This window comes from Maribacter sp., from assembly GCA_020629415.1.
In the GTDB taxonomy this organism is placed as follows: domain Bacteria; phylum Bacteroidota; class Bacteroidia; order Flavobacteriales; family Flavobacteriaceae; genus Maribacter; species Maribacter huludaoensis.
On record JAHDDL010000009.1, the window covers coordinates 1 to 22,576 of the forward strand.

A 22,576-nucleotide genomic window follows, 5' to 3' on the forward strand; every position below is an offset into this window, starting at 1 on the left:
TCTAGTTTGAAGAAAACAAGGGAGTTTCATCATAAAATTTTAGGGTACGATAAAGCGCCTTCTGCTGTTAGAAAGGCTCAAGACAATATAGAAAATGCTAATCTTGAAGATTATATTACCGTAGAAAGAAAAGATTTCTTTAAAACTGATAAGCAAACAGAAGGACCATTACATATGTGCTTTAACCCGCCTTACGGAGAACGTTTGGATATTGACTTGGAAAACTTTTATAGTGCTATTGGAGATACTTTAAAACAAGGCTACCCGGGTACCAATGCTTGGTTTATAACCAGTAATCTGCCAGCTTTAAAATTTGTAGGGTTAAGACCATCTCGAAAAATAAAAGTGTTTAACAGTCATTTGGAATCTCGTTTAGTAAAGTATGAAATGTATGAAGGCAGCAAGAAAGCCAAATATCAAAATAGAAACGAAGAATGAAGCTTAAACATAAAGTTCTAGTTTATAATTTTTTAGCTTTTGCGGTTCTATTTGTTCTTTTTCGCTTTATCCTCTATTTTGCGTTGGCAATAAATAGCTTGTACTTATCTGTTATAGCAGCTGTCTCAGCTTCTGTACTGGCTCCTAAATTTGCAGTTGCAAAAATAGAGGGATTAGATAAAATAGTAATGAAATGGATATTTATAAAAGGATTTAAAATTCTATAAACGTTGATTCGGTTTTGGAAGACCTTCTGGTTCTGTAGAATTTTCAATTTTTTTCTTAGCCTTGTTTTTCTTCTTGTAAAGTGGCAAGAAGTAGGATATACTATAGTTGTAGCCTATCCCAAAATTACTGTCCCAAGTTACTTTGTTAAAACCTGGTATCCATAAGTTAGGGAACCGGTCCTCGTCTTTTTGATGTAACAAAAGACCTAATCTAACGCTGGCGCCCAAATAAAAGTTAGAAAAAATTTCCACTTTTGTTCCAAAAACAGCTTCTAACCAAGTAGCGGAGAGTCCAGAAAAGGTTTCAGGAATATTAGAACCGTTTGCAAAGCTATCAGGATTCCAGTATCTGTTCGTATCAAAATATTGATAATTGTTCAAGGTGTTTTCAAAGGTGCTAAATCCTAATCTAGCTCCCATATAAATTAAATTTTGCTCACCGTACCAATTTGTATAATTGTTTTTGTTGATGCCAAGTTTGATATAGCTGCCAGATGTAGTAAAATTGTATAAGTCTTCTTGTCGCGTTTTTTCTTCGTTTCCAAGTTCAGCAGCTAAATATAAGTTTTGTGTTAATCTGTAATCCGCAACAAATTCAATTCCTTGATAGTTGTCATCTAAGGCACCAGTTATAATTCTACTTAAATCTACGCCTAAACGTAAACCATACGATTGTTTGTATTCTACCGTATCCTTGGGATTTAGGTCAATTGGCTTACTCTGGCTAAAAGCCATGCAAGTTGCCAGTAATAATAAAAGATTAGTGAAAAATCTTGACATGTGTAGAATCTGAGTTAGTGACTAACGATTGTGTTATTTCTATATCTTGAATCCAATTATCGGTATCTGCTGTTACATTTGCTGTTAGTTCATCATAATTGACAATAAAACCGCATCCGCGTGAAAGAAAATCTTCAATCCTGGAATAAGAGAAATTAATGGTGTCTAGGTTTCCTGATTCGGCACCATCATCATCAGATGCTGAGCTATTAATTAATATAAAGCTAGTACTGTCTTCATCTGTTTTTAGCGGTATGGAAATAGTGCTCAAATTACTGCGATCTGTCACTGTATTTACGGTAATATTCTGTCCTACACCAACAACCCTTAAAGTTGGAACTTCTTTTAAGGTGGATGTATCTGAAATATCGTAAAACTCTATAACCAGTAGGGGAGTATCTCCTTCTACACAGATATCGTCTTTTTCGCATGACGATATAGAAATAATAACAAGCAATAATAATAACCCGTATTGAAATTTTCTCATCCTAAACTTTCTTTTCTAAAAGTACAACATTTTCTACGTGATGGGTCTGTGGAAACATGTCTACTGGCTGAACCTTTGTTATATTGTACATCTCTTTCATTAGTTCTAAATCCCTTGCCTGGGTTGCGCTGTTGCAACTTACGTAAACTACTTTATTAGGTGCAATATTCAATATTTGTTGTACTACATCTTTGTGCATACCATCTCTTGGAGGATCGGTGATAATTACATCTGGTATACCGTTTTGGGCAATAAACTGTTCGTTAAAAACATTTTTCATATCGCCAACAAAGAAATCAACGTTTTCAATTTCGTTTCGCTCTGCGTTTGCCTTGGCATCTAAAATTGCTTCAGGTACAGATTCTATACCAACTACCTTTTTTGCTTTCTTAGAAACGAATTGTGCTATAGTTCCAGTACCTGTGTAGAGGTCATATACCAATTCATCGCCTTTTAAATCGGCAAAATTTCTGGTGATTTTGTATAGCTCGTATGCCTGTTCTGAATTTGTTTGATAAAAGGATTTTGCATTGATCTTAAATTTTAGACCTTCCATTTCTTCAAAAATGTGGTCTCTTCCTGAAAAACAGATTATTTCTTGATCGTAAATAGTATCATTCTGTTTTGGGTTGATTACATATAATAAGGATGTAATTTCTGGGAATGTTGAAGAAAGATGATTTAAAAGCAATGATCTTTTTTCTTCGTCATTTTCAAAAAACTGAACCAAAACCATAATTTCACCAATAGAGCTGGTACGTATCATTAATGTACGTAGTAACCCATATTGGTTTCTAGGGTTAAAAAATGTTAATCCGTTCTCCGTAGCAAATTTTTTAGTTTCCAATCTAATGGCGTTGGACGGATCCTTTTGTAAATGACATTTCTTAATATCCAATATCTTGTCCCACATACCAGGTATATGAAAACCTAATGCATTACGATCATCGATTTGATTATCCGATCTAACTTCTTCAAGCGTTAACCAACGACTGTCTGAAAAAGAAAATTCCATCTTGTTTCTATAGAAGTATTGTTGCTCAGAACCTAAAATTGGTGTAAGCTCTGGCAAATCTAAATGCCCAATTCTTTTAAGGTTGTTTTCTACTTCTTTTTGCTTATAATATAGTTGGTGTTCGTAACCCATGTCTTGCCATTTGCAACCGCCGCAAACATTAAAATGCTGACAGACCGGATCTACTCTTTTATCTGAAAGTGTATGAAAGTTAATAGCTGTGCCTTCAAAATATGCTTTACGCTTTTTTGTAGTTTGTACATCTACTACATCACCAGGTACGGTGTTGTTCAAGAAAATAACCCTTCCATCTGGGGCTTTACCTATGGTTTTACCTTTTGCTGCGGCATCGGTCACCACTACGTTTTCAAAAACTACTCGCTTTGTCTTTTTTCGCATGAGGCAAAAATAAGCATCCCTTGGCATTTATAATAACTAATAAACAGTGTACACTTGTTATATTTAGTTAAAAATGACCGTTCATCTATTTAATGATTTTTTGACCTATTTGTATGAAATAAAAAAGTCAGGGAATCTTGATTATTAGATTCCCTGACCTTAAATAATTGAGTAGCTCTATATACTACTTGTTTTTATTGAATTTATTTAAAATCCTTTCCATTTGCTTGCCTGCAGCTTCTCTGCCACCTAGCCCAAATGATAATGCTATAGTTACTGCAATGGTACCTAATGTAATACCAAAGGCCATATTAATAATTTCATCTCCAATACCCATTGTCTTAAGGCCCATTGCCAAGAAAATTGCCAATATGCACATTCTTACAATTGATGCAACAAAAAGGCTGTTTTCGTCTTTGGCCATCGCTTTATGCGCTGTAGATGCAATCCAGTTTCCAATAATTAAAATGACCAAACCGAATAGTATGTTTCCAGAAACGCCAACTAAGGTATCCAAAACATTGGTAAGTTTTTCAAATTCTAATTTTTCTAATGCAGTCGTAATCCCAAAAAGAACAATGAAAAAGTAAACAACATTACCTAAAAGTTTTGAAAGGTTTGTATTAGATGATAAGCTACTTAAGTTCATTCTATCAACAATACCGTCTAAATTTAAACTTTCTAATAGATCGGTTACCAAACCTGAAACAAATCTACCTCCTATTACAAAAATTAGAAGTATTAGAACGGCAACAATTATTTTAGGTATAGCATTGAAGAACTGTTCTAGCATATGTGTTGCCGGTACAGAAATAGAATCCATATTTAAGATGTTCAATGCCGTGATCAATAAGGGTATGAATATAAAGATGAAAACTACTTTTTTAAGAATATTCACTAAATCTAAATTCTCCGGTAGTTTTAATTTAGGCACAAAACTTTGTATTGTTTCACCTGAAAGTCCTACTAATTCAGATACGATAGTCGCAAGCATATAACCTATATAGCCTACTAAACCTGCACCTACAATATTAGGTATATAATCAGTAAAGCCATTAAGTAGGTTCTTAACTGGATCTAAAACGCTCGTCATACCTAACTTTTCTAAAGCCAACATAAAAACAAAAATCATGATAAAGAAGTATACTAATTTTCCTATAAAGGAGGAAAGTACCACTTTACCTGTGCCAAGTTTGCTGTCTACATTAGTTCGCTTAATTAATTTTGTAATAAGTCTTTTTAAAAATCCTGCAATGAACCATCCTATTAATAGGATAAGTATTGCGCCAATTGTGGTTGGTAAAAAATCGCCAACGGAATTGGAAAGGCTGGTCATCATGTTCTCTAAATAATTCATAGTGTTCTTTTTATAATAAATTGGTTGTATTCTTTAAGACACCAAATTTTGTTAAAGGTCACATTTTATGGTAGTTCATAGGTTCTTTTGCATTTTATGTTGGTTGAAAAAAAATATTTATTAAGTTTGTAACTCTACAGGATGATTTCTCTCCCACGCTGAATTTTCTCCCCGATGTCTTTTTCGGGATTTGAAAGGAAAAAGGTATAGAAGGAATTGCTAAAGTTTTATTTAAAGTAATTTTTATCATGTCAATTTTAGAAAACATCACTTCTAAAGATGCTATTGCATTAGAAGAAAAACACGGTGCCCACAATTACCACCCATTACCTGTTGTATTAAGCAGAGGGGAAGGTGTTCATGTTTGGGATGTGGAAGGAAAAAAATACTATGATTTTCTTTCCGCTTACTCTGCGGTAAACCAAGGGCACTGTCACCCAAAAATTGTAAATGCCATGACAGAACAAGCCAAAACATTGACTTTGACTTCTAGGGCATTTTACAACGATATGTTGGGTAAATATGAAAAGTATGCCATCGAAACTTTTCATTTTGATAAGCTGTTGCCTATGAATACAGGTGCGGAAGCTGTAGAAACAGCTCTTAAAATTTGTAGAAAATGGGCTTACGAAGAAAAAGGTATTGCTGAGAACAATGCAGAAATAATTGTTTGTGAAAATAACTTTCACGGTCGTACAACAACAATCATTTCTTTTTCAAATGACCCGGTAGCTCGAAAGAATTTTGGACCATATACGGATGGATTCATAAAAATAGAGTACGATAATTTATCTGCCCTTGAAGAGGTTTTAAAATCAAATTCCAATGTTGCCGGATTTTTGGTAGAGCCAATACAAGGTGAAGCAGGTGTTTATGTACCTTCTGAAGGTTACCTAAGCGGAGCAAAAGCTTTGTGCGAAAAATACAATGTTTTGTTCATTGCAGATGAAGTACAAACGGGTATAGCTAGAACAGGTCGTCTATTGGCTACATGTGGTAACTGTTCTTGTTCAGATAAACATTGTAGCGGCATACCAGAGATTAAACCTGATATTCTAATTTTGGGTAAAGCTTTATCCGGTGGAGCATATCCTGTTTCTGCAGTTTTGGCAAATGATAATATTATGGGAGTTATACGCCCAGGTAACCATGGAAGTACTTTTGGTGGTAACCCAATTGCCGCTGCTGTTGGTATGGCCGCTCTTGAGGTGGTAAAGGATGAGGAGCTTGCGGATAATGCCTTTGAGCTAGGAGAGCTTTTTAGGGCCGAACTTAATAAGTTTATACCTACTACAGATTTGGTAAATAGTGTCAGAGGTAAAGGTCTTTTAAATGCAATTCTTATTAATGACAGTGAAGATAGTTCTACTGCATGGGATATTTGTATGGCCTTAAAAGAAAACGGATTGCTTGCAAAACCTACGCATGGTAATATCATAAGGTTTGCACCACCATTGGTGATGACAAAAGAACAACTTCTAGATTGTGTTTCCATAATTATAAAAACTTTGCAAGAGTTTAAAAACTAGAAATAAAAAAATCCCCGATGTACATCGGGGATTTTTTTTGATTGTTATTTTCTTATTGAAAATCGGCTGTAGCAAAGAAAGCGATGATCAATCCGAAATATAGAATACAAAACACTAGATATATAAGGGCTAAAGCTAAACCTACATAAGAAAGAATTCTTCCCGTACTAATATTTTCATATCCTCTATAATTACCAGGATTAGCCTCATAATGTCTTTTTGCTGTTTTAGCATTGCTCAGACCAATGAAACTGAATATAGCCCCAAAAGGACCGCAACAGAAAAGGGTCAGTACAATTGATAAAATGCCAAAAGTTAATGCGTTGCTTGAACCTGGTATTTGTTGATATTCTGAGTTATTCATTTATTCCATTGGTATTCCAAGTTGTTCATAAATTTCAGAGGTTTGCTCCATGTATGCATCCCATCCGCCCATAGAAACTATAGAGTAAACTGTCCATAATAAGGATAAAGCTCCTAAAACAAGTCCAATTATAGCAACAATTTTAGTTGTTTTAAGTGTACTGAAATTAGAATACTCTTGAGGGTTTTCTTGATAAGTTTTAGTGTCTTTATTAACCAAAATCAACGCAATTCCAGACATGATAATACCTCCAATACCAGCACTTAAACAGCAGCAAAAAAAAGAGACGATACTCAGAATAAGAGCGATAGTAACATTAGGTAATTTTTGTTGTTCCATAATTTAAAGGTTTAGTTATTAGATAAATTTTAATATGTAATTGGTTAATATAAAACCTACGGTACTGACCATAAGCGTAATTATAATTGTATTTGAATGTTTAAAAGGGTATAATTTATTTAATCCTAAAAAGCCAAAAAGTAAAAGCATTGGATAAATTGCCGGATACATTAAAAATGCTGATGTAAACTCTCCTTTAATTAAAAATAATAGCGATCGTTGTAAACCGCAGCCAGGACAATCAACCCCTAATATTTGCTTTGTGAAACAGGGTAGCATAAAATTTTCTAGTCCCAAAAAAATAAATAATGCCTTAAGGCGCATCTGTAAATAAATTAATAGTCGGAAAATTACCATTATTTTTGTGTATTCAAAATAAAAACATGCCTCATTTTAATATTGGTGATACCGTAGAAACTATTGATGATGTCATAAAAGGTGTTGTCCAATCTATAAGCGGTAATAATATTACTATCTTAAGTGATGATGGTTTTCCTTTGACTTTTGCAGCACATGAACTGGTTTTGATTGCCGATGATATACGGGTGTCCAATTATGAGGTTGCTAAAATTAAAAAGGAGAAGGAACTTCCCAAGCGAAGAAAGGCTACAGTTGTAAAGGCAAAAGAGCGAACGGCTCCTAAAATGGAAGTTGATCTGCACATCAATCAATTGATCAAAAACCCTAAATCTATAAGTAAGTTTGATATGCTTACTTTACAGTTAGATACCGCAAAACGACAATTAGATTTTGCTATTAGTAAAAGAATACAAAAAATTGTTTTTATACATGGTGTTGGTGAGGGCGTATTAAAAGAAGAACTGGGTTACTTGTTCAGAAAATACGACAATGTAAAATATTATGATGCAGATTATCAAAAATACGGGTTAGGTGCAACCGAAGTTTATATTTTTCAAAACTACTAGCTAATCTACAGTAGTAGTTACAGTTCCAAATTCGTTTACCTGTAAATCTGTTATTCTACTTCCGTTTTCATTCAAAAAAGTAATACCGCTTAGTTGAATGTTATGTGTGTAAGTAATATCATCTTCAGTAGTCGTGGTTACGAATATACTCCCAGCTTCAGCTTCAATTTCTTCCAGAACGATGGGTGTAAGTGGTGGAGGAGAATCGCAAAAATAGCTACTAGTTACAGTTTCGGAAAAAATACGATAGCTAATTTGAGAATTTCCGGGTATAATACTTTCAATTTCAGTGGTTGAAACCTCATTTTTTAAAAGACCACTGGGCAAGTTTAAAATTAAAGCTTCATCACCATTTATTTTAAAAAGTACATTTTCGGTCGTAGCGGAAATGTCATTACAACTTTGAACGGTCTCAATACTATCAAAATCTACGGTCTCTATTTGTAGGTCTCCGTCATTACAAGCAAAGAACAAAATGGAACAACCAATTATTAGGTATTTTTTCATGCTTCAAATTTAATTTAAAATTTATAAATCTGTCTGTCGCACCTCCTTCAATTATAGGTTAATTAACTATTTTTGTTCCTTATTTATTTTTGATCATTTACTTATGAAACAAGTATATTTAGATAATGCCGCCACTACACAGGTTCATCCTAATGTAATCGCAAAAATGCAGGAGGCTTTAGCTGTTTATGGTAATCCTTCTTCTACACATAGTTTTGGGAGAACTGCAAAAACTGCTATAGAAAGTGCGCGTAAAACTATTGCTAAATATATTAATGCACAACCATCAGAAATCATATTCACTTCTGGTGGAACAGAGGCAGATAATATGATTATTAGATGTGCGGTACGTGATTTGGACGTAAAAACCATTATTACTTCTAGAATAGAGCACCATGCAGTATTGCATACTGTAGAAGAATTGGAGCAAAAGGGGTTGATTCAGCTGCTATATGTAGATTTAGATTCTTTTGGCAATCCAGATTTGACTCATTTAGAGTCGCTTTTACAAAAAGATGATTCTAAAAAAATGGTCAGCTTAATGCACGTGAACAATGAAATAGGTAATAAAATTAATTTAGAAGAAGTTACCCTGTTGTCCAAAAAATATGGAGCACTTGTACATTCGGACACAGTTCAGTCATTAGGTCATTATAAATGGGATGTCAAAGCATTTCCTATAGATTTTTTAGCGGCCGCAGCGCATAAATTTCACGGACCAAAAGGAATTGGCTTTGCCTTTATTCGTAAAAATTCAGGTTTAAGTTGTATGATTTCCGGCGGTTCTCAAGAACGTGGTCTAAGGGCGGGTACAGAATCTTTTCATAATATCGTAGGTCTTGAAGAGGCATTTATACATGCGTACGATAATTTGGATGAGGAAAAGAAATACGTTGAAGGATTAAAATCTTACTTCATAGATCAGGTGAACAAAGAAATACCTGGCGCAAAATTTAATGGCCATTCGGGCAATTTGCAGAAGAGTACTTATACTTTGGTAAATGTATGTTTACCAATTACAGAAGAAAAAGCAATGTTGCTGTTGTTCAACTTGGATATGAAAGGTATTGCTAGTTCTAAAGGTAGTGCTTGTCAATCTGGTAGTGATGCCGGCTCTCACGTGCTTACTCAGATTTTATCTGCCGAAGATATGAAAAAACCATCTGTGCGTTTTTCATTTTCTACCTATAATTCCAAAGAGGATATTGATTATACCATTAGGGTCTTAAAGGAAATCGTAGAAGCGTAATTAGTTTTTACGGTCTCTTTTACGCTCTCTCTCGTACGGAAATTTTCTTATCGCTAATTTCATCATTCTGTCAATGAGATCTGTAGTATTCTTGCCTGTTTTCTTATTGATTTCTTTTTCATATTTCCAAAGAAGTTTACCAGAACTACCATCGCTAATTTTTATACCGATCCTACCATAATTTGCTCCGCCTGAGAAATAGTCTGTGAAGCTGAATTCTGTGGGAACACCGTTAGATAACAATATATTCAAATCTAGTGTTCCACTTATGATGCCATCAACACCTAGTATTTCACTTAACTCCTTTGTAGTATATACGTCTATGTTGTCATAACTGATATTTTTTTTGGCCAAGATAGCAGCAGTATTCTCAATGTTCTGAAATGTAACGGGCAATTTTTTCTTTTTACTGCGCTTAGAGAAATAGGTCTCTAAAGCATTTTGCACGGCATAACCTTCGTTCTCTTCTAATCTTTTTTGTTCAGATTTAGATATTTTTTCGTTAAGGTCCAAATTGGTTAAAAAGGGAATAATGGCCAAAACATTATGATCGGAGCTCAAATTGTCAAAACTTGGACTTTCGTAAATGTTTTTTTGGGCCATTACGGCAATTGAAGACATCAACGCTAATAAGAAAAGTACTCTTTTCATTTATTTGTTTTAAAGGCGTAAACCTAATTTTAAATTGAAGACTCTAGAAGTAAGATAGTTTGGTATGGCATATTCGTTTTTGCTATCTGCATCTCTTACCCAAGTATTGGTTATTGAATTCTGATTGTTGAATAAATTAAAAATTTCAAAATCCAGATTCAATTCTTTAAAATTATGTAGCCAATGTGTTTTTGTAAATTGTTTTTTCCTATTTGCAAAAATATAGGAAATTCCCAAATCTGTACGTTTATAATCTCTTAATCTATTCTGAAAACTATATGGGTCGGCATAACTTGGTGAACCACCGGGAACACCCGTTTGGTATACCAAATTCAAATACATCTTTAAATCGGGTATGGTAGGTATGTAATCTTGAAAAAGAATGGCGAATTTTACACGTTGATCTGTAGGTCTTGGAATATAACCTCTATTATTTCTATTTTCTTCAGTTTTTAAATATCCAAGACTAACCCAAGATTCCGTACCCGGTACAAAGGCACCGTTTAATCTTACTTCCGCTCCATAAACATAGGCTTCAGCATCGTTGTTGGCTGCATAACGTATGCGAACATCTTCTAAAGTATATGCGTTCACATTTTCTAGTTTCTTGTAATACGCTTCGTTTATTAAAGTAAAAGGTCTGTCCCATAGTAGAAAGCTATACTCGTTACCCGCAACTACATGAAATGCCTTTTGTGCTTTTACTTTGGGTTGTATGGTACCTGTATTATCGCGTAATTCTCTATAAAATGGCGGTTGGTGATATATTCCGGTAGATAACCTAAAAAGCATATCCTTCCTCCAGTTGGGTTTTATGGAAAATTGTGCACGCGGACTAAATACGGTTTGCGATACTTTTTCAACTCCGGTTCCACTAACCGTCCAATGATGTGAGCGTAAACCAATATTATAATATACATCTGCTTTGCTCCAAGTCTTATGAGTTCCCAATTGCAAGTAACCGGAAAACCTATTTGTCTTTACAAAGTTAAGGGCATTTAATCCGCTATAGGCCTCTAATGGTGCATTGAACGGTTGAGAAGGTTGGTTGTTGATAAATTCACTTCTAGGTGGTCTAATGGAAAAGCCTGCAGAGTCAATAAACTCAGATTCTCGTAATTGATCTCTTATATCTTCATGGGTGTATTTTACTCCCCATTCCAACAAAGAATTGTCCATGGTGCTATAACCCTTATGCGCTACATTAAAGATCAAAGCATCTAAATCGTTTCTAGTTCTGTTAAACTGTGATCCTATACCTCTAGAGGCCAAAACTTCGCCTGCGGTGTCGCTACCCAAATTGCTATCTACTTCGCCAAGTTCATAGGCTGCAATAACATCAGAATATTCTTCCTCTGTTGTATGGTAAATTGATGATATTAATTTTAACCCTGTGTTCTCATTTAAAGAGTAACTGCCTTTTAAAGCTCCCAATGCAGTGGTGTATTTGTTTGTTTCTTGACCTTCGTAATAGACTATCAATGCCTGGGGATTGTTAATTGTACCAAAATTGGTTTGCCTATTCAAAGGTTCGTTCTTGTAATCGTTAACGGCTAGGTTACCCAAGAAATTAAGTTGGAATTTAGGGGAGAAATGGTATGTTAAATAACTTTGAACATCAGTAAACGCCGGATTAAAATTGCTTTGCGTTTGTTGACTATTGACCAATAAGGAGTTATTTCTATATCGTGCACCAGAAACGGAACTGAATTTTTGGTTTTTAGAAACAGTTTCCACACTTGTACTAGCACCCAGAAAACTTACATCTGCACGTAGTGAGAACAGCGTAGGGGTCTTGTACTTTATATCTAATACAGATGCCAGCTTATCACCATACTTTGCCTGAAAACCACCTGCAGAAAATTTTACATTTTGTACCAAATCGGTATTTACAAAGCTTAGCCCTTCTTGTTGTGCAGACCGAATTAAAAATGGTCTATATACTTCTATTTCGTTTACATATACCAAGTTTTCATCGTAGTTGCCTCCGCGTACAGCATATTGTGTGCTCAATTCATTGTTTGAAGAAACTCCGGGCAATAGTTTTAATATAGTTTCTACCCCTGAATTTGCTCCAGGTATTTTTCTGATTTTTTCTGGAGAAATATTTAAAATGTTACTGGTTTCTCTTTTTCCGGTTGCAGAAACTGTTACGCCGTCTATTTGGGTGATGTCGCTTTTTAAAACAGGATTAAATATAAACGTCTCATTGGTATTCAGTATTAATTTTTCCAATACAACGTCCAGGTAGGCAATGTGAGAAAAAACTATGGTGTCTTCTTCGTCTGAGGTAATCTCCAATATATAGAACCCGTCAGCATTTGTAGTAGTTCCAAACTCTTTGCTTGAAATATTTACGTTGGGTAGCGGTTCATTATTATCACCAAGTACAATACCTGAAATAGTGGCGTTCTGAGCAAAACCAATGGAGCTGCACAGCAGTAGTATCAGGCTTAGAACGCTATATGATTTCAACGATATTATTTTCTGTAAAAAGAGGTGCTAAGAGTATTTGTGTTACCCACATTATCTGTAACGGTAACTTCAAGAACACATTGCGTTTGATCTGCTATCTTATCATCAAAATTGTAGGTCAAAGTATTACGCTTGGGTTCATATTCCATTAATATCCATTCTCCGTTCAAGGTAGCAGCGTATTTGTCAACGCCGCTTAAATCATCGGCAATTTGTACACTTAGGTACTTGTAATTATTTAACCATTGCTTCTCTTTAAAGTTTTTGGTTCTAATGGTAGGGGCCACGGTATCTTTTGCCAGAGTGTAGGTTCCTAGATTACGTGTACGGGTCGTAAATTCATTACCACGTTTATAAGTACTTACATGGTTTGGCCTAAGTTTAGAATCTAATCTGGCTATGAACAATTGCTTTCGTTCTTCTTTTGAATATTTGGATACATCAAAAGTTATCGTAAAATTTCTATGTGCGGGTACGGTGTTGGTGTGTATGGTAACCGTGTCTTTTCCTTTTTTTAGGTCGATGTAAAAATCTTCATAAAATGTATTTGTCGGGAAATAGACTTTAGCACCGTCCAAATCAAAATTATTAGGTTTTTTGGCAATTACATAGTTATCCGTTTTATTCACTATTTTTTTATTGCCTAACAAATTCTTGACCCCTTCTATAGGTATGTTAAGTTCTAATTTATTGCCTGCATAGTCCTTGATCAATAACTTGGCGTTATAACTTAGGCCTTCGTTTATTTTTACTATACCATCATTATACAGGTCTTTGTATATACTTAGGTTATTACCTGGTGATTTAAAGCTCTTTTGAATTTTTTGTCTATGTCTCCCGTAATAATCGTAATCTACAAGTGTGTTTATATATCTGGTTTCACCAAAAGAAAACGATTCAAAATCATATAATGAATAAACTTTGCCGTTTACACTGAGCTCTACACTGTATATCCCATTTTTATTGGCGGCCATATCCAATCTGTCGAAACCAATAAAGCCTACTCCAATATTGCCCAGGGCGGTTACTTTGTCCGCTAAAAAGGTTCCGTCTTTTTGTTTGCTAAAATTTATTTGGGTTCTTTCATAATTATTGTTGACATGAGCATTATCCGTTAAAGGATAAATAAATAATTTTTCTAAAATAGGGTTGGTGGCATCGGCAACATCTAGGCCATACATTAAAGGATTGGTAGGTTTTTCGGAAATGCTACTTCGTATTTCAAAATGTAAATGTGGACCCGCAGATCCACCCGTATTACCACTATATGCTATTAATTCTCCCTTGGTAACTTTTAACTCTCCGTAATCAGGAAATACTTCAACTTCAAAAGATTTTTTAGCATACTGTAATTTCTTAATATAGGCCTCTATGGCCGGAGAAAACTTTTGTAAATGGCCATAGACAGAAGTATACCCGTTTGGGTGGGCTATATAAAGTACTTTTCCATAACCCCATAAAGAAACTTTAATTCTGGTAATGGTGCCATCACCAATGGCTTTTATGGGTATGCCTTCTCTTTGTTGTGTTTTAATATCAACACCAGAATGGAAATGGTTAGAACGTAACTCACCAAAAGTGCCCGCCAATATAATCGGTATATCCATAGGAGGACCAAAAACATCTTTAGGGTATTTTTCTTGTGAGAAAAGACTTAAGCAAAATAACAATAACAGACCAAGGGATATTTTTTTCATAGATAGATAGGAATACTGCGAAAATAATTAATCAATGACAATTCTGTGAAGTTGGGCGCGCTAAAATTATTATAAAGCGTTTTGTATACTATATTATTAATTCAATAGCAGTCTATTTACGAATATTTGAAAAAACTATTGCTAAGTCATATAATGTATGTTAACTTTGTGTAAATCGCATTGATGGTAATGTATGAGCGAGTTAATTAAAATCGTTGATTCTTTAGAAAATAAAATTAGCAAATTGTTGCATAAACTTGAGGTTTTGAACAATGCCAATTTAGAATTGGAAAAAGAATTGAGTGATATAAAATCTTCACAGGAAAGTGCCAATAAATCGGTGTCCGAATGGGAAGAAAAATATAATTCGCTTAAACTTGCAAATTCAATGCTTGGCAGTAATACCAATAAAACAGAAGCTAAGCTTAAAATAAATACATTAATACGAGAGTTGGACCATTGTATAGCTCAATTGTCGGAATAATGTTTCAATAATATGTCAGAAAAGCTCAAAATTAAACTTTCTATTGCTGATAGGGTCTACCCATTGACTATTGACCCTGCTCAGGAAGAAGGCTTGCGCAAAGCAGCCAAAAATATAGAACAGTTGGCAAAAAAATTTGAGCAGAACTATGCAGTTAGAGACAAACAAGATGTTTTGGCGATGTGCGCCTTGCAATTTGCGTCTAAGATTGAACAGCATGGCATAGAGCAATCAGAAGGAACCAAGGAAGCTGAAGAGCGTTTAAAAGCGCTTGAAGAATTGGTAACGTCTAAATTAGCTTTGAAATAAATACGTTCTTATAAATACATTAAGTTACTGCCCACATTGGTAATACCTTTTGACAAACTCAACATTTATTTTTTTAAAAAGGGTGAGTTTAGATTGTAAAAGCAGGCCCTACTCGTATAGGGATCCTTGATCAGTCTGTTAGCCCTAAACCTGTTTACCGGAGTTTGATCAAAACTTCTCCAATGTGGGCTTTTTTTTATTAATTAATTACACTATGGATAGTACAATGATAATTATTGCCGCAATAGTTGGACTGGCAATCGGTTTTGCAATAGCAAAATTTTTGGAAAAAGGGAAAGCCTCTAAAACCATAATAAATGCAAAAAAAGACGCAGAACGTATTTTAAAAGATGCAAATGCAGAAGGTGAGAGCGTCAAAAAAGAAAAGATTTTACAGGCGAAAGAGAAATTCTTAGAATTAAAAGCTGAACATGAAAAGGTTATTAATAGCAAGGACAAGAAAATAAGCGACGCCGAAAAGCGTACCAGGGATAAAGAGTCTCAAGTAAGTAGTGAGCTTGCCAAAAACAAGAACATGAACGCTCAGTTAGATAATAAACTGAAAGATGTAGAACAGAAAAGACAACTGTTCGAAAAACGTCATGAAGAGTTGGATAAGATGCACAAAAGCCAAATTCAACAATTAGAAGTTATCTCTGGACTTTCTGCGGACGAAGCCAAAAACCAACTGGTGGAAAGCTTAAAGGAAACTGCCAAGACAGATGCCATGGCCTTTATACAGTCTACTGTAGAAGAATCAAAACTTACCGCGCAGCAAGAAGCTCGTAAAATAATTATCAATACCATACAAAGAATTGGTACTGAAGAAGCGGTAGAAAATTGTGTTTCTGTATTTAATATAGAATCTGATGATGTTAAAGGTAGAATTATTGGTAGAGAGGGTAGAAATATTAGAGCATTAGAAGCGGCTACAGGTGTAGAGATCATTGTTGATGATACTCCAGAGGCAATTATTCTTTCTTGTTTTGATTCCGTTAGAAGAGAGGTGGCAAGACTATCACTTCATAAACTTGTTACGGATGGTAGAATTCACCCGGCAAGAATTGAAGAAATTGTTAAGAAAACAGAGAAGCAAATAGAGACCGAAATTGTTGAAATAGGTAAGCGAACGGTTATAGATTTGGGTATTCACGGTTTACATCCAGAATTAATTCGTGCAGTAGGTAGAATGAAGTATAGGTCTTCTTACGGACAAAACTTATTACAACACTCTAGAGAGGTTGCAAAGCTTTGCGGTGTTATGGCTTCTGAATTAGGTTTAAATCCTAAAATAGCCAAACGTGCCGGACTTTTACATGATATAGGAAAAGTTCCTAATACTGAAAATGAAATAGAAACCCCGCACGCTATCCTAGGTATGCAGTGGGCAGAGAAATTTGGGGAGAAGCCAGAGGTATGCAATGCTATAGGTGCCCACCATGATGAAATAGAAATGAAAACGCTTATTGCGCCAATTGTTCAGGTATGTGATGCCATTAGTGGTGCAAGGCCTGGAGCAAGAAGGCAAGTGTTGGATTCATATATTCAGCGTTTAAAAGATTTAGAAGAGATTGCGTTCGGTTTTAGTGGTGTACAGAAGGCATACGCTATTCAAGCAGGTAGGGAGCTTCGTGTAATTGTTGAAAGCGAAAAGGTGAACGATGATAGGGCGGCTCAACTATCTTTTGAAATATCACAAAAGATTCAAACGGATATGACATATCCTGGTCAAGTGAAAGTTACTGTTATTCGTGAGACTAGAGCGGTCAACGTTGCAAAGTAATCTTAATTTACAATCAAAAAAAAGCCTCTAGTTATAGAGGCTTTTTTTATATAGTTTATTTAGTATTTTAATCCAGTTCAATACTTGTTTGCTTCTAAGGATGATAATTTGTTCTTTCTGCCTTTTGTATTCTTTTCTAATGACTACTTAAGGTTCTATTTCCTTTGCAAGTCTATTCATATTTTCAAGGCAAATAATAGTTACTTTCTTTCTTATTTGGTTGTTTTGATGCCTAAATTCTTGAAATCGGTTATTTGAAGTTTTTGGAAATTAAATTATTAATATCTTTAAAAAACCATATTACAGATTTTATATGTCCATCGATTTTAGAAAAGGTTTTTGGCAAGTGTAAATTTAAAATGTACGCCTTCTTTTTGGTCATGCCGTTTTCCAATACTAATTTCGCCTCCTAATTTTTCTACGAGTTCTTTAATGGTTGTTAGTCCAATACCGGTATCTGTAGCGCCATCAGTACTTAGTTTTTCGAATAATAAGAATACCTTTTTCCAGTATTTTTCAGGTATACCGGGTCCATTGTCTTCATACGTAAATGAATAGGTACTTTCATCTTCACTTAAAGAAACTTTTATTTCCACATTCGGCTTATTGCTGAACTTAATACTGTTCGATATCAAATCCCTAAAAATTTGATCAAAGCTATTTAAAGAATGATTTATGTCACGGTCACAATTTTTTAATTGCAATGAAACACGATCATTATTAATTTGTTTACCGAGTACATCTTTTATTTCTTTTGATACATTAAATTTTTCAAGTTTTATTTCAGTATTGGTAATTAAGTTGTAATTGATAATACCAGTGATCAAAGATTCCATATAGTCAACTCTGTTGTCTATTATACTCAAGTATTCTGGAATTTCGGTATCTTTAAAAAACTCTGAATAGTCTTCTTTTATCATGCCGACCATAGAGCTTATACCGAATAGTGGAGTTTTCATATCGTGAGCCATTCGATATGATAATTGCTTTAGTTGGTTGTTCTTTACTCGTAATTCTTCATTAATGATCTTTTGCTGTATGTTTTGCTTTCGTAACTCTAATTGAGCCATTACTTGATCGGCTAAATCTTTTAAGGACGCCCGTTGTTTTTCAGTAAATTCTTTCCTTGGCTTGGTATCAATTACGCAAAGGGTGCCAATAGATTGGCCTTCTTTAGTGTTCAATGGGGCACCAGCATAGAATTTTACAGACGGACCACCTGTAACCAAAGGATTGTCAAAAAACCTATCATCTTTATTGGCGTCATTAACCAATAATATAGAGTCCGGTGTATTAATGGCATGTGCGCAGAATGCCAACTCTCTAGGCGTTTCAGTGGCATCTATACCATAGTGAGATTTAAACCATTGCCTATCTTCATCTACTAGAGAAACCAACGCCATAGGAGTATTGCAGATATCTGCTGCAATTCTGGTAATGGCATCGTATTCTTTTTCCTCTAAGGTATCTAATATATTAAAGCTTTTTAACGCTTCAAGTCTTTGTTTTTCGTTACTTGGTATTGTGGGTTTTACCATAATGTATGAAGCTAACTACCTATGCATATTCAAAATATAAGTATTTTCTTACAATTATAACGTATACCTGATATAATTGTTATGTATTATTCAATTTTAGAATAAGCTTAGTCCTCGGATTCCGGTTCTTCGGTATCGGCAACATTTTCCTCTTCCTTAAGCATATTGTTTTTCAAGATGTTTAACTTCTTTAATTTCGCCTTCCAAGCAGCTAAAGATTCTTTGTGTTGATTTACTCTTTTAATGACATCTTGTACCAGAGGATTACTTTCTGAAGCGTTTGAGAAAAACTGTAGATTGTTTTCTAATTGCCTTATCTCATCTTTACTTTCATCAATTTTCTTTCTTATGAACGTGCGTTCATTTTGTATGGCGCGTTCTTGATTATCAGTGTCACTTAGCTGTTGAATTTTGTTTCCGTATTTTAACAGCTCTGACTCTTGTTTGCTAACACCACATTTTTGATATAAAGCATCAATAATTTTATCAAATTTTTGATTGATGTTTTTCTTTTTAAACGGAACTCTACCGTAAGTTTTCCATTCTTCAGAAAACTTTTTAATTGCTTCTAAATCTTTGGCTTTATCTCCACTTAATTCAAAAGATTTAAGACGGTCAATGAATTCGTCCTTAAGCTTAAAATTAGCTTCTTCTTCTTTAAACGCGTCGCTTTTAAGTGCATTTAGCCTATCAAAGTAATGGTTACAGGCTGTTTTAAAATCTTTCCAAAGTTGATCTGAATACTTTCTAGGAACATGACCTATTTTTTTCCACTGGCCTTGTATGCGTTTCATTTCTGATGTGGTAGCATCAAAATCTTCGCTATCTTTCAATGAAACCGCAATATCCAATAAAGCTCTTTTTTTATCTAAGTTTTCTTGTTGCTCTTTTTTTAGATTTTTGTAAAAAGCATTTTTATTTTGGTTAAAAGCGCGTACAGCTGTCTTAAAGCTATTCCAAGTTTTAGAATTCTGTTTTTGGGGTACTTGCCCTCCTTTGAAGAAAGATTCTCTAAGTTCCTCTAATTTTTTAATTTGTTTTTGCAACGTACCATGATTACTAGAAATATTCTCACTAAGTGCAGTTATTTCTGCTATGATGGCATTTTTACGCTCTAAGTTCTCTTCCTTTATCTTATCAAGATTTTTAAAATAATCTTGTCTTCTTTCATGAATTGTTTTGGTAGCGGCACTAAAACGGTCCCAAATTTCCTCTCTATGTTCTTTGCCTACCGGACCTAAATCTTCTTTCCAGATTTTATGCAGCACTTGTAGTTCCCTAAATGCCCGGTTTAAATCCGGTTCTTTTGAAAGTTCTTCCGCTCTAGCTACTATCTTACCTTTTTCTTCTAGATTATGTTTAAAGTCTAAATCTCTTAAGTCTCTATTTATGTTTAAAAAGTCGTAGAATATTTCAATATGGTGATGGTATGTTTTCCAAACATTATTGTAATCTGCCCGTGGAATTGGTCCTGCATGTCGCCATTTTGCTTGAATGTCCTTAAAGTTGTTATACGTAGTATTAATATCTTCTTCTACATTGACCAAAGCCTTTAGTTGTTCAATAAGGTCCAACCTGTATGCAAGATTTTCCTTATGGCTTTTTTCTAAACTTTTATAGTACTGGTTACGTTTATCCCTATACTCCGAGTATACTTCGTTGAATTGTTGTTTATCAACAGAATTGTACCTAAAGTCAATCTCGTTACCACCATTAGCAATAAATTCTTCTTTTTTCTCTTCTAAGAAATGTTCAAATTTTTGGTTGAATTCGTCTTTTATGGTGTCAACATGTTTTCTAATGGCTTGTATTTTCTCGTTCTTTACCAAACGCTGCAATTCTCCCACCAAATTTTCCATGCTCATTTCATGGTAGTCCGGCATAGGAATTTCATGTCTTTTTTCAGTGTCGGTATCCTCTGCATCTTCGGCATTAGAATCGTCAATTTCATTCATTACATTTGGTTCTTCTGCACTATCTGTGGCTACAGATGCAGTTTCTGTTTGTAATGTCGTAGATTCTTCAGAAGAATTTACAGTTTCTTCACCGACATTTTCGGTAGTTTCTGTTACAGTCTTTTCTTCTATTGAATTCTCTTGTAATGGTTGTTCTTTATCCTCAGACATAATCCTAAATTATATGCTTACAAGATAGTAACAACCCTACTACTGGCAAAGAATTGGTGGGTCTTTTTAGTTAAATGTCTAAAGTGTAATTTGTAGTATACGTATTACATTCTATGTCTGCCTTTTGTAATTTTAAAATTGTTGCGACTATCTGTTCCAGATTTCCCAAGATTTTTCAGCTTGAAATTCTAACATTCTATGTCCATTACAAATACTTGCACCGTTGGCTTTGCCCGCAGCTAAGAAAGCAGTTTCCGCAGGGTTGTAGATGAGATCAAAAAGAAGATGGTCATTGCCAATTTTTGAATAGGGTATTGCAGGTTTTTCTTTAATATTTGGGAATGTACCTACCGGAGAACAATTAATAATTAACGTGTAGTCGCCAATGATATCATCGGTAAGTTCATTATAGGTGTAGCCATTGTTTTTACCACTTCTAGAAACATAGGTAAATGTTATGCCTAACTCTTCCAATACAAACGCAATGGCTTTTGATGCTCCACCTGTACCTAAGATCAAGGCTTTTTTATGATGTTCTTTTAAATATGGTTCTATAGATTTTTGAAATCCGTAAGCATCGGTATTAAAACCAATTAAACCTTTGTCCGTGAATTTTATAGTATTTACGGCTCCTATTTTCTTTGCGGCTATATCTAAATCATCTAAATATGCCATGACTTCTTCTTTGTAAGGTATAGTTACATTAAGACCTTGAACATTTTCGGTTTTTTTAAAAATAGAAGGAAATTCCGAAATGGATTGCAAATCGAAGTTTTGATACTGGCAACGAGCCAATCCCATATCATCAAATTTTTTTGTAAAGTATCCTCTTGAAAATGAATAGGAAATATCCTTTCCTATAAGGCCGTAATTAGCTTTTTGTTCTTCTGTTCTTTCCATACCAATCTAAAAGTAGCAAAATACTAATACCTATGGTAATAAAGAAAATTGCTGTCCAGTTTTCTGCGGTGGTCAAATCTGGCAGAAACCTTTCATAGTTCATTATTATCGGTTTTCCGTTTGTGTCTAAAATACTTTCTCCGCTGGGCGTTAACTTAAAAATTGTTCTCTTCCAAGGCCATACTACACCTAATGATCCTGTAATAAATCCTAAAATAGTTGCTGTAGTTACGTGCTTGTAATGTTTTAAGACGTAAGTTAATAAATGGGAGAGGGTTACTAAACCTGTGGCAGAACCTAAAGTAAATACCGCTAAAATCTTAAGCGTATGTAACCTTTCCGTATTGGAGGTGAAACTAAAATCACCAATTAGCAATTCTGAGAAAGTGTCATATAATGCATTGACAGAATCTACCAAAAGCAGCACATAGTTACCTAATAATATTAATATAAACGAACCCGAAAGCCCAGGTAGGGTCATTCCGGAAACACTGATCATTCCACATAAAAAGATAAATAACAAATTGTCATTTTCCTTTGCAGGGCTAAGAAAACTAATGGCAACACCAATACTTAAACCTATAAGCGCTGCAGTAAATGTTTTCTTTTTCCAATAATCAAAATCTTTACCAATGTAGTATATGGAGCCTAAAATCATTCCAAAAAAGGCGGACCAAACGTACAGCTCATGGGTGGCCAAAAAATAATCCAAAATTTTTGATATACTGAAGTAGCTGACCAGCATACCAAAGATAAGCAGGGTTAAAAATGAACCGTTTATATATCTATAGAAGCTTTTGAGCCTACCATTAATAAGAAGCTTAAAGGCTTTTCCGTTTACTTTTTGAAGGGAATATATGAATTCTTCGTAAAAACCACCTACAAACGCTACTATACCGCCAGATACGCCGGGTACCTTATTGGCAGCGCCCATGCAAAGACCCTTTATGACCAAGAAAATTTTGTCGGCAAAGGATCGGGTTTTATTCATTTAGC

The 22,576-nt window shown here is 34.6% G+C and carries 22 protein-coding genes, 1 other RNA gene and 1 pseudogene; 9 read left to right on the top strand and 15 right to left on the bottom strand.

Features of this window, described 5'->3' with window-relative positions; genetic code table 11:
- Nucleotides 1-438, top strand: a pseudogene (locus QZ657_RS05435) (class I SAM-dependent RNA methyltransferase); the annotation flags it as partial.
- A complete protein-coding gene (locus QZ657_RS05440; protein WP_291965477.1) occupies nucleotides 435-665 on the top strand; it encodes a hypothetical protein in 231 nt (76 codons plus the stop codon). The pseudogene QZ657_RS05435 and the gene QZ657_RS05440, both read left to right, overlap by 4 nt.
- Here QZ657_RS05440 and QZ657_RS05445 read toward each other — a convergent pair.
- The 4 genes from QZ657_RS05445 to QZ657_RS05460 all read right to left on the bottom strand — a co-directional run bounded on the left by QZ657_RS05445 (nucleotide 660) and on the right by QZ657_RS05460 (nucleotide 4,703).
- Nucleotides 660-1,445 carry a DUF6048 family protein gene (locus tag QZ657_RS05445; protein WP_291965479.1) on the bottom strand — a complete coding sequence of 262 codons (786 nt, stop codon included), beginning with the start codon at nucleotides 1,443-1,445 and terminating at the stop codon, nucleotides 660-662. The two genes, QZ657_RS05440 and QZ657_RS05445, sit on opposite strands and share 6 nt — an antisense overlap.
- A complete protein-coding gene (locus QZ657_RS05450; RefSeq protein WP_291965481.1) occupies nucleotides 1,426-1,932 on the bottom strand; it encodes a DUF6452 family protein in 507 nt (168 codons plus the stop codon). Before QZ657_RS05450 ends, QZ657_RS05445 begins: the two co-directional genes overlap by 20 nt.
- A gap of 1 nt (nucleotide 1,933) precedes the next feature.
- The gene (rlmD, locus tag QZ657_RS05455) at nucleotides 1,934-3,346 is read right to left on the bottom strand and encodes a 23S rRNA (uracil(1939)-C(5))-methyltransferase RlmD (RefSeq protein WP_291965483.1); all 1,413 of its coding nucleotides are present in this window, start codon (nucleotides 3,344-3,346) and stop codon (nucleotides 1,934-1,936) included.
- Between the two features lie 184 nt (nucleotides 3,347-3,530).
- Nucleotides 3,531-4,703, bottom strand: a complete 1,173-nt coding sequence (locus QZ657_RS05460; RefSeq protein WP_291965485.1) for a mechanosensitive ion channel — start codon at nucleotides 4,701-4,703, stop codon at nucleotides 3,531-3,533.
- A 248-nt stretch (nucleotides 4,704-4,951) separates the two neighbouring features.
- Here QZ657_RS05460 and rocD point away from each other — a divergent pair, with 248 nt between their 5' ends.
- Nucleotides 4,952-6,232 carry an ornithine--oxo-acid transaminase gene (rocD, locus tag QZ657_RS05465; RefSeq protein ID WP_291965487.1) on the top strand — a complete coding sequence of 427 codons (1,281 nt, stop codon included), beginning with the start codon at nucleotides 4,952-4,954 and terminating at the stop codon, nucleotides 6,230-6,232.
- Nucleotides 6,233-6,284: 52 nt separating this feature from the next.
- Here rocD and QZ657_RS05470 read toward each other — a convergent pair whose 3' ends face one another.
- From QZ657_RS05470 to QZ657_RS05480, 3 genes are read right to left on the bottom strand one after another with little or no spacing between them, the layout of a single operon-like run.
- Nucleotides 6,285-6,596, bottom strand: coding sequence for a CCC motif membrane protein (locus QZ657_RS05470; RefSeq protein ID WP_291960003.1), 312 nt, complete (start codon nucleotides 6,594-6,596; stop codon nucleotides 6,285-6,287).
- Nucleotides 6,597-6,935: a CCC motif membrane protein gene (locus QZ657_RS05475; protein ID WP_276473188.1), complete on the bottom strand. Its 339-nt coding sequence runs from the start codon at nucleotides 6,933-6,935 to the stop codon at nucleotides 6,597-6,599.
- Between the two features lie 18 nt (nucleotides 6,936-6,953).
- Nucleotides 6,954-7,292, bottom strand: a complete 339-nt coding sequence (locus QZ657_RS05480) for a DUF2752 domain-containing protein (RefSeq protein WP_366934157.1) — start codon at nucleotides 7,290-7,292, stop codon at nucleotides 6,954-6,956.
- Nucleotides 7,293-7,318: 26 nt separating this feature from the next.
- On the opposite strand from QZ657_RS05480, the gene QZ657_RS05485 reads away from it, so the two are divergent.
- Nucleotides 7,319-7,861, top strand: a complete 543-nt coding sequence (locus QZ657_RS05485) for a Smr/MutS family protein (RefSeq protein WP_291960007.1) — start codon at nucleotides 7,319-7,321, stop codon at nucleotides 7,859-7,861.
- On the opposite strand, the gene QZ657_RS05490 is transcribed toward QZ657_RS05485, so the two are convergent.
- Nucleotides 7,862-8,368 carry a hypothetical protein gene (locus tag QZ657_RS05490; RefSeq protein WP_291965489.1) on the bottom strand — a complete coding sequence of 169 codons (507 nt, stop codon included), beginning with the start codon at nucleotides 8,366-8,368 and terminating at the stop codon, nucleotides 7,862-7,864.
- A gap of 103 nt (nucleotides 8,369-8,471) precedes the next feature.
- Here QZ657_RS05490 and QZ657_RS05495 point away from each other — a divergent pair, with 103 nt between their 5' ends.
- Nucleotides 8,472-9,617: a cysteine desulfurase family protein gene (locus QZ657_RS05495; RefSeq protein ID WP_291965491.1), complete on the top strand. Its 1,146-nt coding sequence runs from the start codon at nucleotides 8,472-8,474 to the stop codon at nucleotides 9,615-9,617.
- Here the strand turns inward: QZ657_RS05495 and QZ657_RS05500 are convergent, their stop codons facing one another.
- From QZ657_RS05500 to QZ657_RS05510, 3 genes are read right to left on the bottom strand one after another with little or no spacing between them, the layout of a single operon-like run.
- On the bottom strand, nucleotides 9,618-10,268 hold the full coding sequence (locus QZ657_RS05500; RefSeq protein ID WP_291960011.1) for a hypothetical protein: 651 nt from the start codon (nucleotides 10,266-10,268) through the stop codon (nucleotides 9,618-9,620).
- A 9-nt stretch (nucleotides 10,269-10,277) separates the two neighbouring features.
- A complete protein-coding gene (locus QZ657_RS05505) occupies nucleotides 10,278-12,743 on the bottom strand; it encodes a carboxypeptidase-like regulatory domain-containing protein (RefSeq protein WP_291965492.1) in 2,466 nt (821 codons plus the stop codon).
- A 5-nt stretch (nucleotides 12,744-12,748) separates the two neighbouring features.
- On the bottom strand, nucleotides 12,749-14,440 hold the full coding sequence (locus tag QZ657_RS05510; RefSeq protein WP_291965494.1) for a M23 family metallopeptidase: 1,692 nt from the start codon (nucleotides 14,438-14,440) through the stop codon (nucleotides 12,749-12,751).
- Between the two features lie 193 nt (nucleotides 14,441-14,633).
- On the opposite strand from QZ657_RS05510, the gene QZ657_RS05515 reads away from it, so the two are divergent.
- From QZ657_RS05515 to rny, 4 genes are all read left to right on the top strand, one after another.
- Nucleotides 14,634-14,924 (top strand): hypothetical protein, encoded by a 291-nt coding sequence (locus QZ657_RS05515; protein WP_276473180.1) that lies wholly within the window; start codon nucleotides 14,634-14,636, stop codon nucleotides 14,922-14,924.
- Nucleotides 14,925-14,936: 12 nt separating this feature from the next.
- Complete coding sequence (locus QZ657_RS05520; RefSeq protein ID WP_276473179.1) at nucleotides 14,937-15,233, top strand: cell division protein ZapA; 297 nt, start codon at nucleotides 14,937-14,939, stop codon at nucleotides 15,231-15,233.
- A 56-nt stretch (nucleotides 15,234-15,289) separates the two neighbouring features.
- Nucleotides 15,290-15,399: non-coding RNA, 6S RNA (gene ssrS / locus QZ657_RS05525), on the top strand.
- A gap of 48 nt (nucleotides 15,400-15,447) precedes the next feature.
- On the top strand, nucleotides 15,448-17,016 hold the full coding sequence (gene rny / locus QZ657_RS05530) for a ribonuclease Y (RefSeq protein ID WP_276473178.1): 1,569 nt from the start codon (nucleotides 15,448-15,450) through the stop codon (nucleotides 17,014-17,016).
- Between the two features lie 326 nt (nucleotides 17,017-17,342).
- Here rny and QZ657_RS05535 read toward each other — a convergent pair whose 3' ends face one another.
- The 4 genes from QZ657_RS05535 to QZ657_RS05550 all read right to left on the bottom strand — a co-directional run bounded on the left by QZ657_RS05535 (nucleotide 17,343) and on the right by QZ657_RS05550 (nucleotide 22,571).
- Nucleotides 17,343-18,554: a sensor histidine kinase gene (locus tag QZ657_RS05535; RefSeq protein WP_291960018.1), complete on the bottom strand. Its 1,212-nt coding sequence runs from the start codon at nucleotides 18,552-18,554 to the stop codon at nucleotides 17,343-17,345.
- 107 nt (nucleotides 18,555-18,661) lie between these two features.
- Nucleotides 18,662-20,680 (bottom strand): DUF349 domain-containing protein, encoded by a 2,019-nt coding sequence (locus QZ657_RS05540; protein WP_291960019.1) that lies wholly within the window; start codon nucleotides 20,678-20,680, stop codon nucleotides 18,662-18,664.
- Between the two features lie 147 nt (nucleotides 20,681-20,827).
- Nucleotides 20,828-21,580 carry a shikimate dehydrogenase family protein gene (locus QZ657_RS05545; RefSeq protein WP_291960021.1) on the bottom strand — a complete coding sequence of 251 codons (753 nt, stop codon included), beginning with the start codon at nucleotides 21,578-21,580 and terminating at the stop codon, nucleotides 20,828-20,830.
- Complete coding sequence (locus QZ657_RS05550; RefSeq protein WP_291965496.1) at nucleotides 21,552-22,571, bottom strand: DUF368 domain-containing protein; 1,020 nt, start codon at nucleotides 22,569-22,571, stop codon at nucleotides 21,552-21,554. Before QZ657_RS05550 ends, QZ657_RS05545 begins: the two co-directional genes overlap by 29 nt.
- Between the last annotated feature and the right edge of the window lie 5 nt (nucleotides 22,572-22,576).

Excerpts from the sequence above, each read along its gene's own strand:
- QZ657_RS05440 (WP_291965477.1), top strand. The coding sequence starts at position 435 with ATGAAGCTTAAACATAAAGTTCTAGTTTATAATTTTTTAGCTTTTGCG.
- QZ657_RS05445 (WP_291965479.1), bottom strand. The coding sequence starts at position 1,445 with ATGTCAAGATTTTTCACTAATCTTTTATTATTACTGGCAACTTGCATG.
- QZ657_RS05450 (WP_291965481.1), bottom strand. The coding sequence starts at position 1,932 with ATGAGAAAATTTCAATACGGGTTATTATTATTGCTTGTTATTATTTCT.
- rlmD (WP_291965483.1), bottom strand. The coding sequence starts at position 3,346 with ATGCGAAAAAAGACAAAGCGAGTAGTTTTTGAAAACGTAGTGGTGACC.
- QZ657_RS05460 (WP_291965485.1), bottom strand. The coding sequence starts at position 4,703 with ATGAATTATTTAGAGAACATGATGACCAGCCTTTCCAATTCCGTTGGC.
- rocD (WP_291965487.1), top strand. The coding sequence starts at position 4,952 with ATGTCAATTTTAGAAAACATCACTTCTAAAGATGCTATTGCATTAGAA.
- QZ657_RS05470 (WP_291960003.1), bottom strand. The coding sequence starts at position 6,596 with ATGAATAACTCAGAATATCAACAAATACCAGGTTCAAGCAACGCATTA.
- QZ657_RS05475 (WP_276473188.1), bottom strand. The coding sequence starts at position 6,935 with ATGGAACAACAAAAATTACCTAATGTTACTATCGCTCTTATTCTGAGT.
- QZ657_RS05480 (WP_366934157.1), bottom strand. The coding sequence starts at position 7,292 with ATGGTAATTTTCCGACTATTAATTTATTTACAGATGCGCCTTAAGGCA.
- QZ657_RS05485 (WP_291960007.1), top strand. The coding sequence starts at position 7,319 with ATGCCTCATTTTAATATTGGTGATACCGTAGAAACTATTGATGATGTC.
- QZ657_RS05490 (WP_291965489.1), bottom strand. The coding sequence starts at position 8,368 with ATGAAAAAATACCTAATAATTGGTTGTTCCATTTTGTTCTTTGCTTGT.
- QZ657_RS05495 (WP_291965491.1), top strand. The coding sequence starts at position 8,472 with ATGAAACAAGTATATTTAGATAATGCCGCCACTACACAGGTTCATCCT.
- QZ657_RS05500 (WP_291960011.1), bottom strand. The coding sequence starts at position 10,268 with ATGAAAAGAGTACTTTTCTTATTAGCGTTGATGTCTTCAATTGCCGTA.
- QZ657_RS05510 (WP_291965494.1), bottom strand. The coding sequence starts at position 14,440 with ATGAAAAAAATATCCCTTGGTCTGTTATTGTTATTTTGCTTAAGTCTT.
- QZ657_RS05515 (WP_276473180.1), top strand. The coding sequence starts at position 14,634 with ATGAGCGAGTTAATTAAAATCGTTGATTCTTTAGAAAATAAAATTAGC.
- QZ657_RS05520 (WP_276473179.1), top strand. The coding sequence starts at position 14,937 with ATGTCAGAAAAGCTCAAAATTAAACTTTCTATTGCTGATAGGGTCTAC.
- rny (WP_276473178.1), top strand. The coding sequence starts at position 15,448 with ATGGATAGTACAATGATAATTATTGCCGCAATAGTTGGACTGGCAATC.
- QZ657_RS05535 (WP_291960018.1), bottom strand. The coding sequence starts at position 18,554 with ATGGTAAAACCCACAATACCAAGTAACGAAAAACAAAGACTTGAAGCG.
- QZ657_RS05540 (WP_291960019.1), bottom strand. The coding sequence starts at position 20,680 with ATGTCTGAGGATAAAGAACAACCATTACAAGAGAATTCAATAGAAGAA.
- QZ657_RS05545 (WP_291960021.1), bottom strand. The coding sequence starts at position 21,580 with ATGGAAAGAACAGAAGAACAAAAAGCTAATTACGGCCTTATAGGAAAG.
- QZ657_RS05550 (WP_291965496.1), bottom strand. The coding sequence starts at position 22,571 with ATGAATAAAACCCGATCCTTTGCCGACAAAATTTTCTTGGTCATAAAG.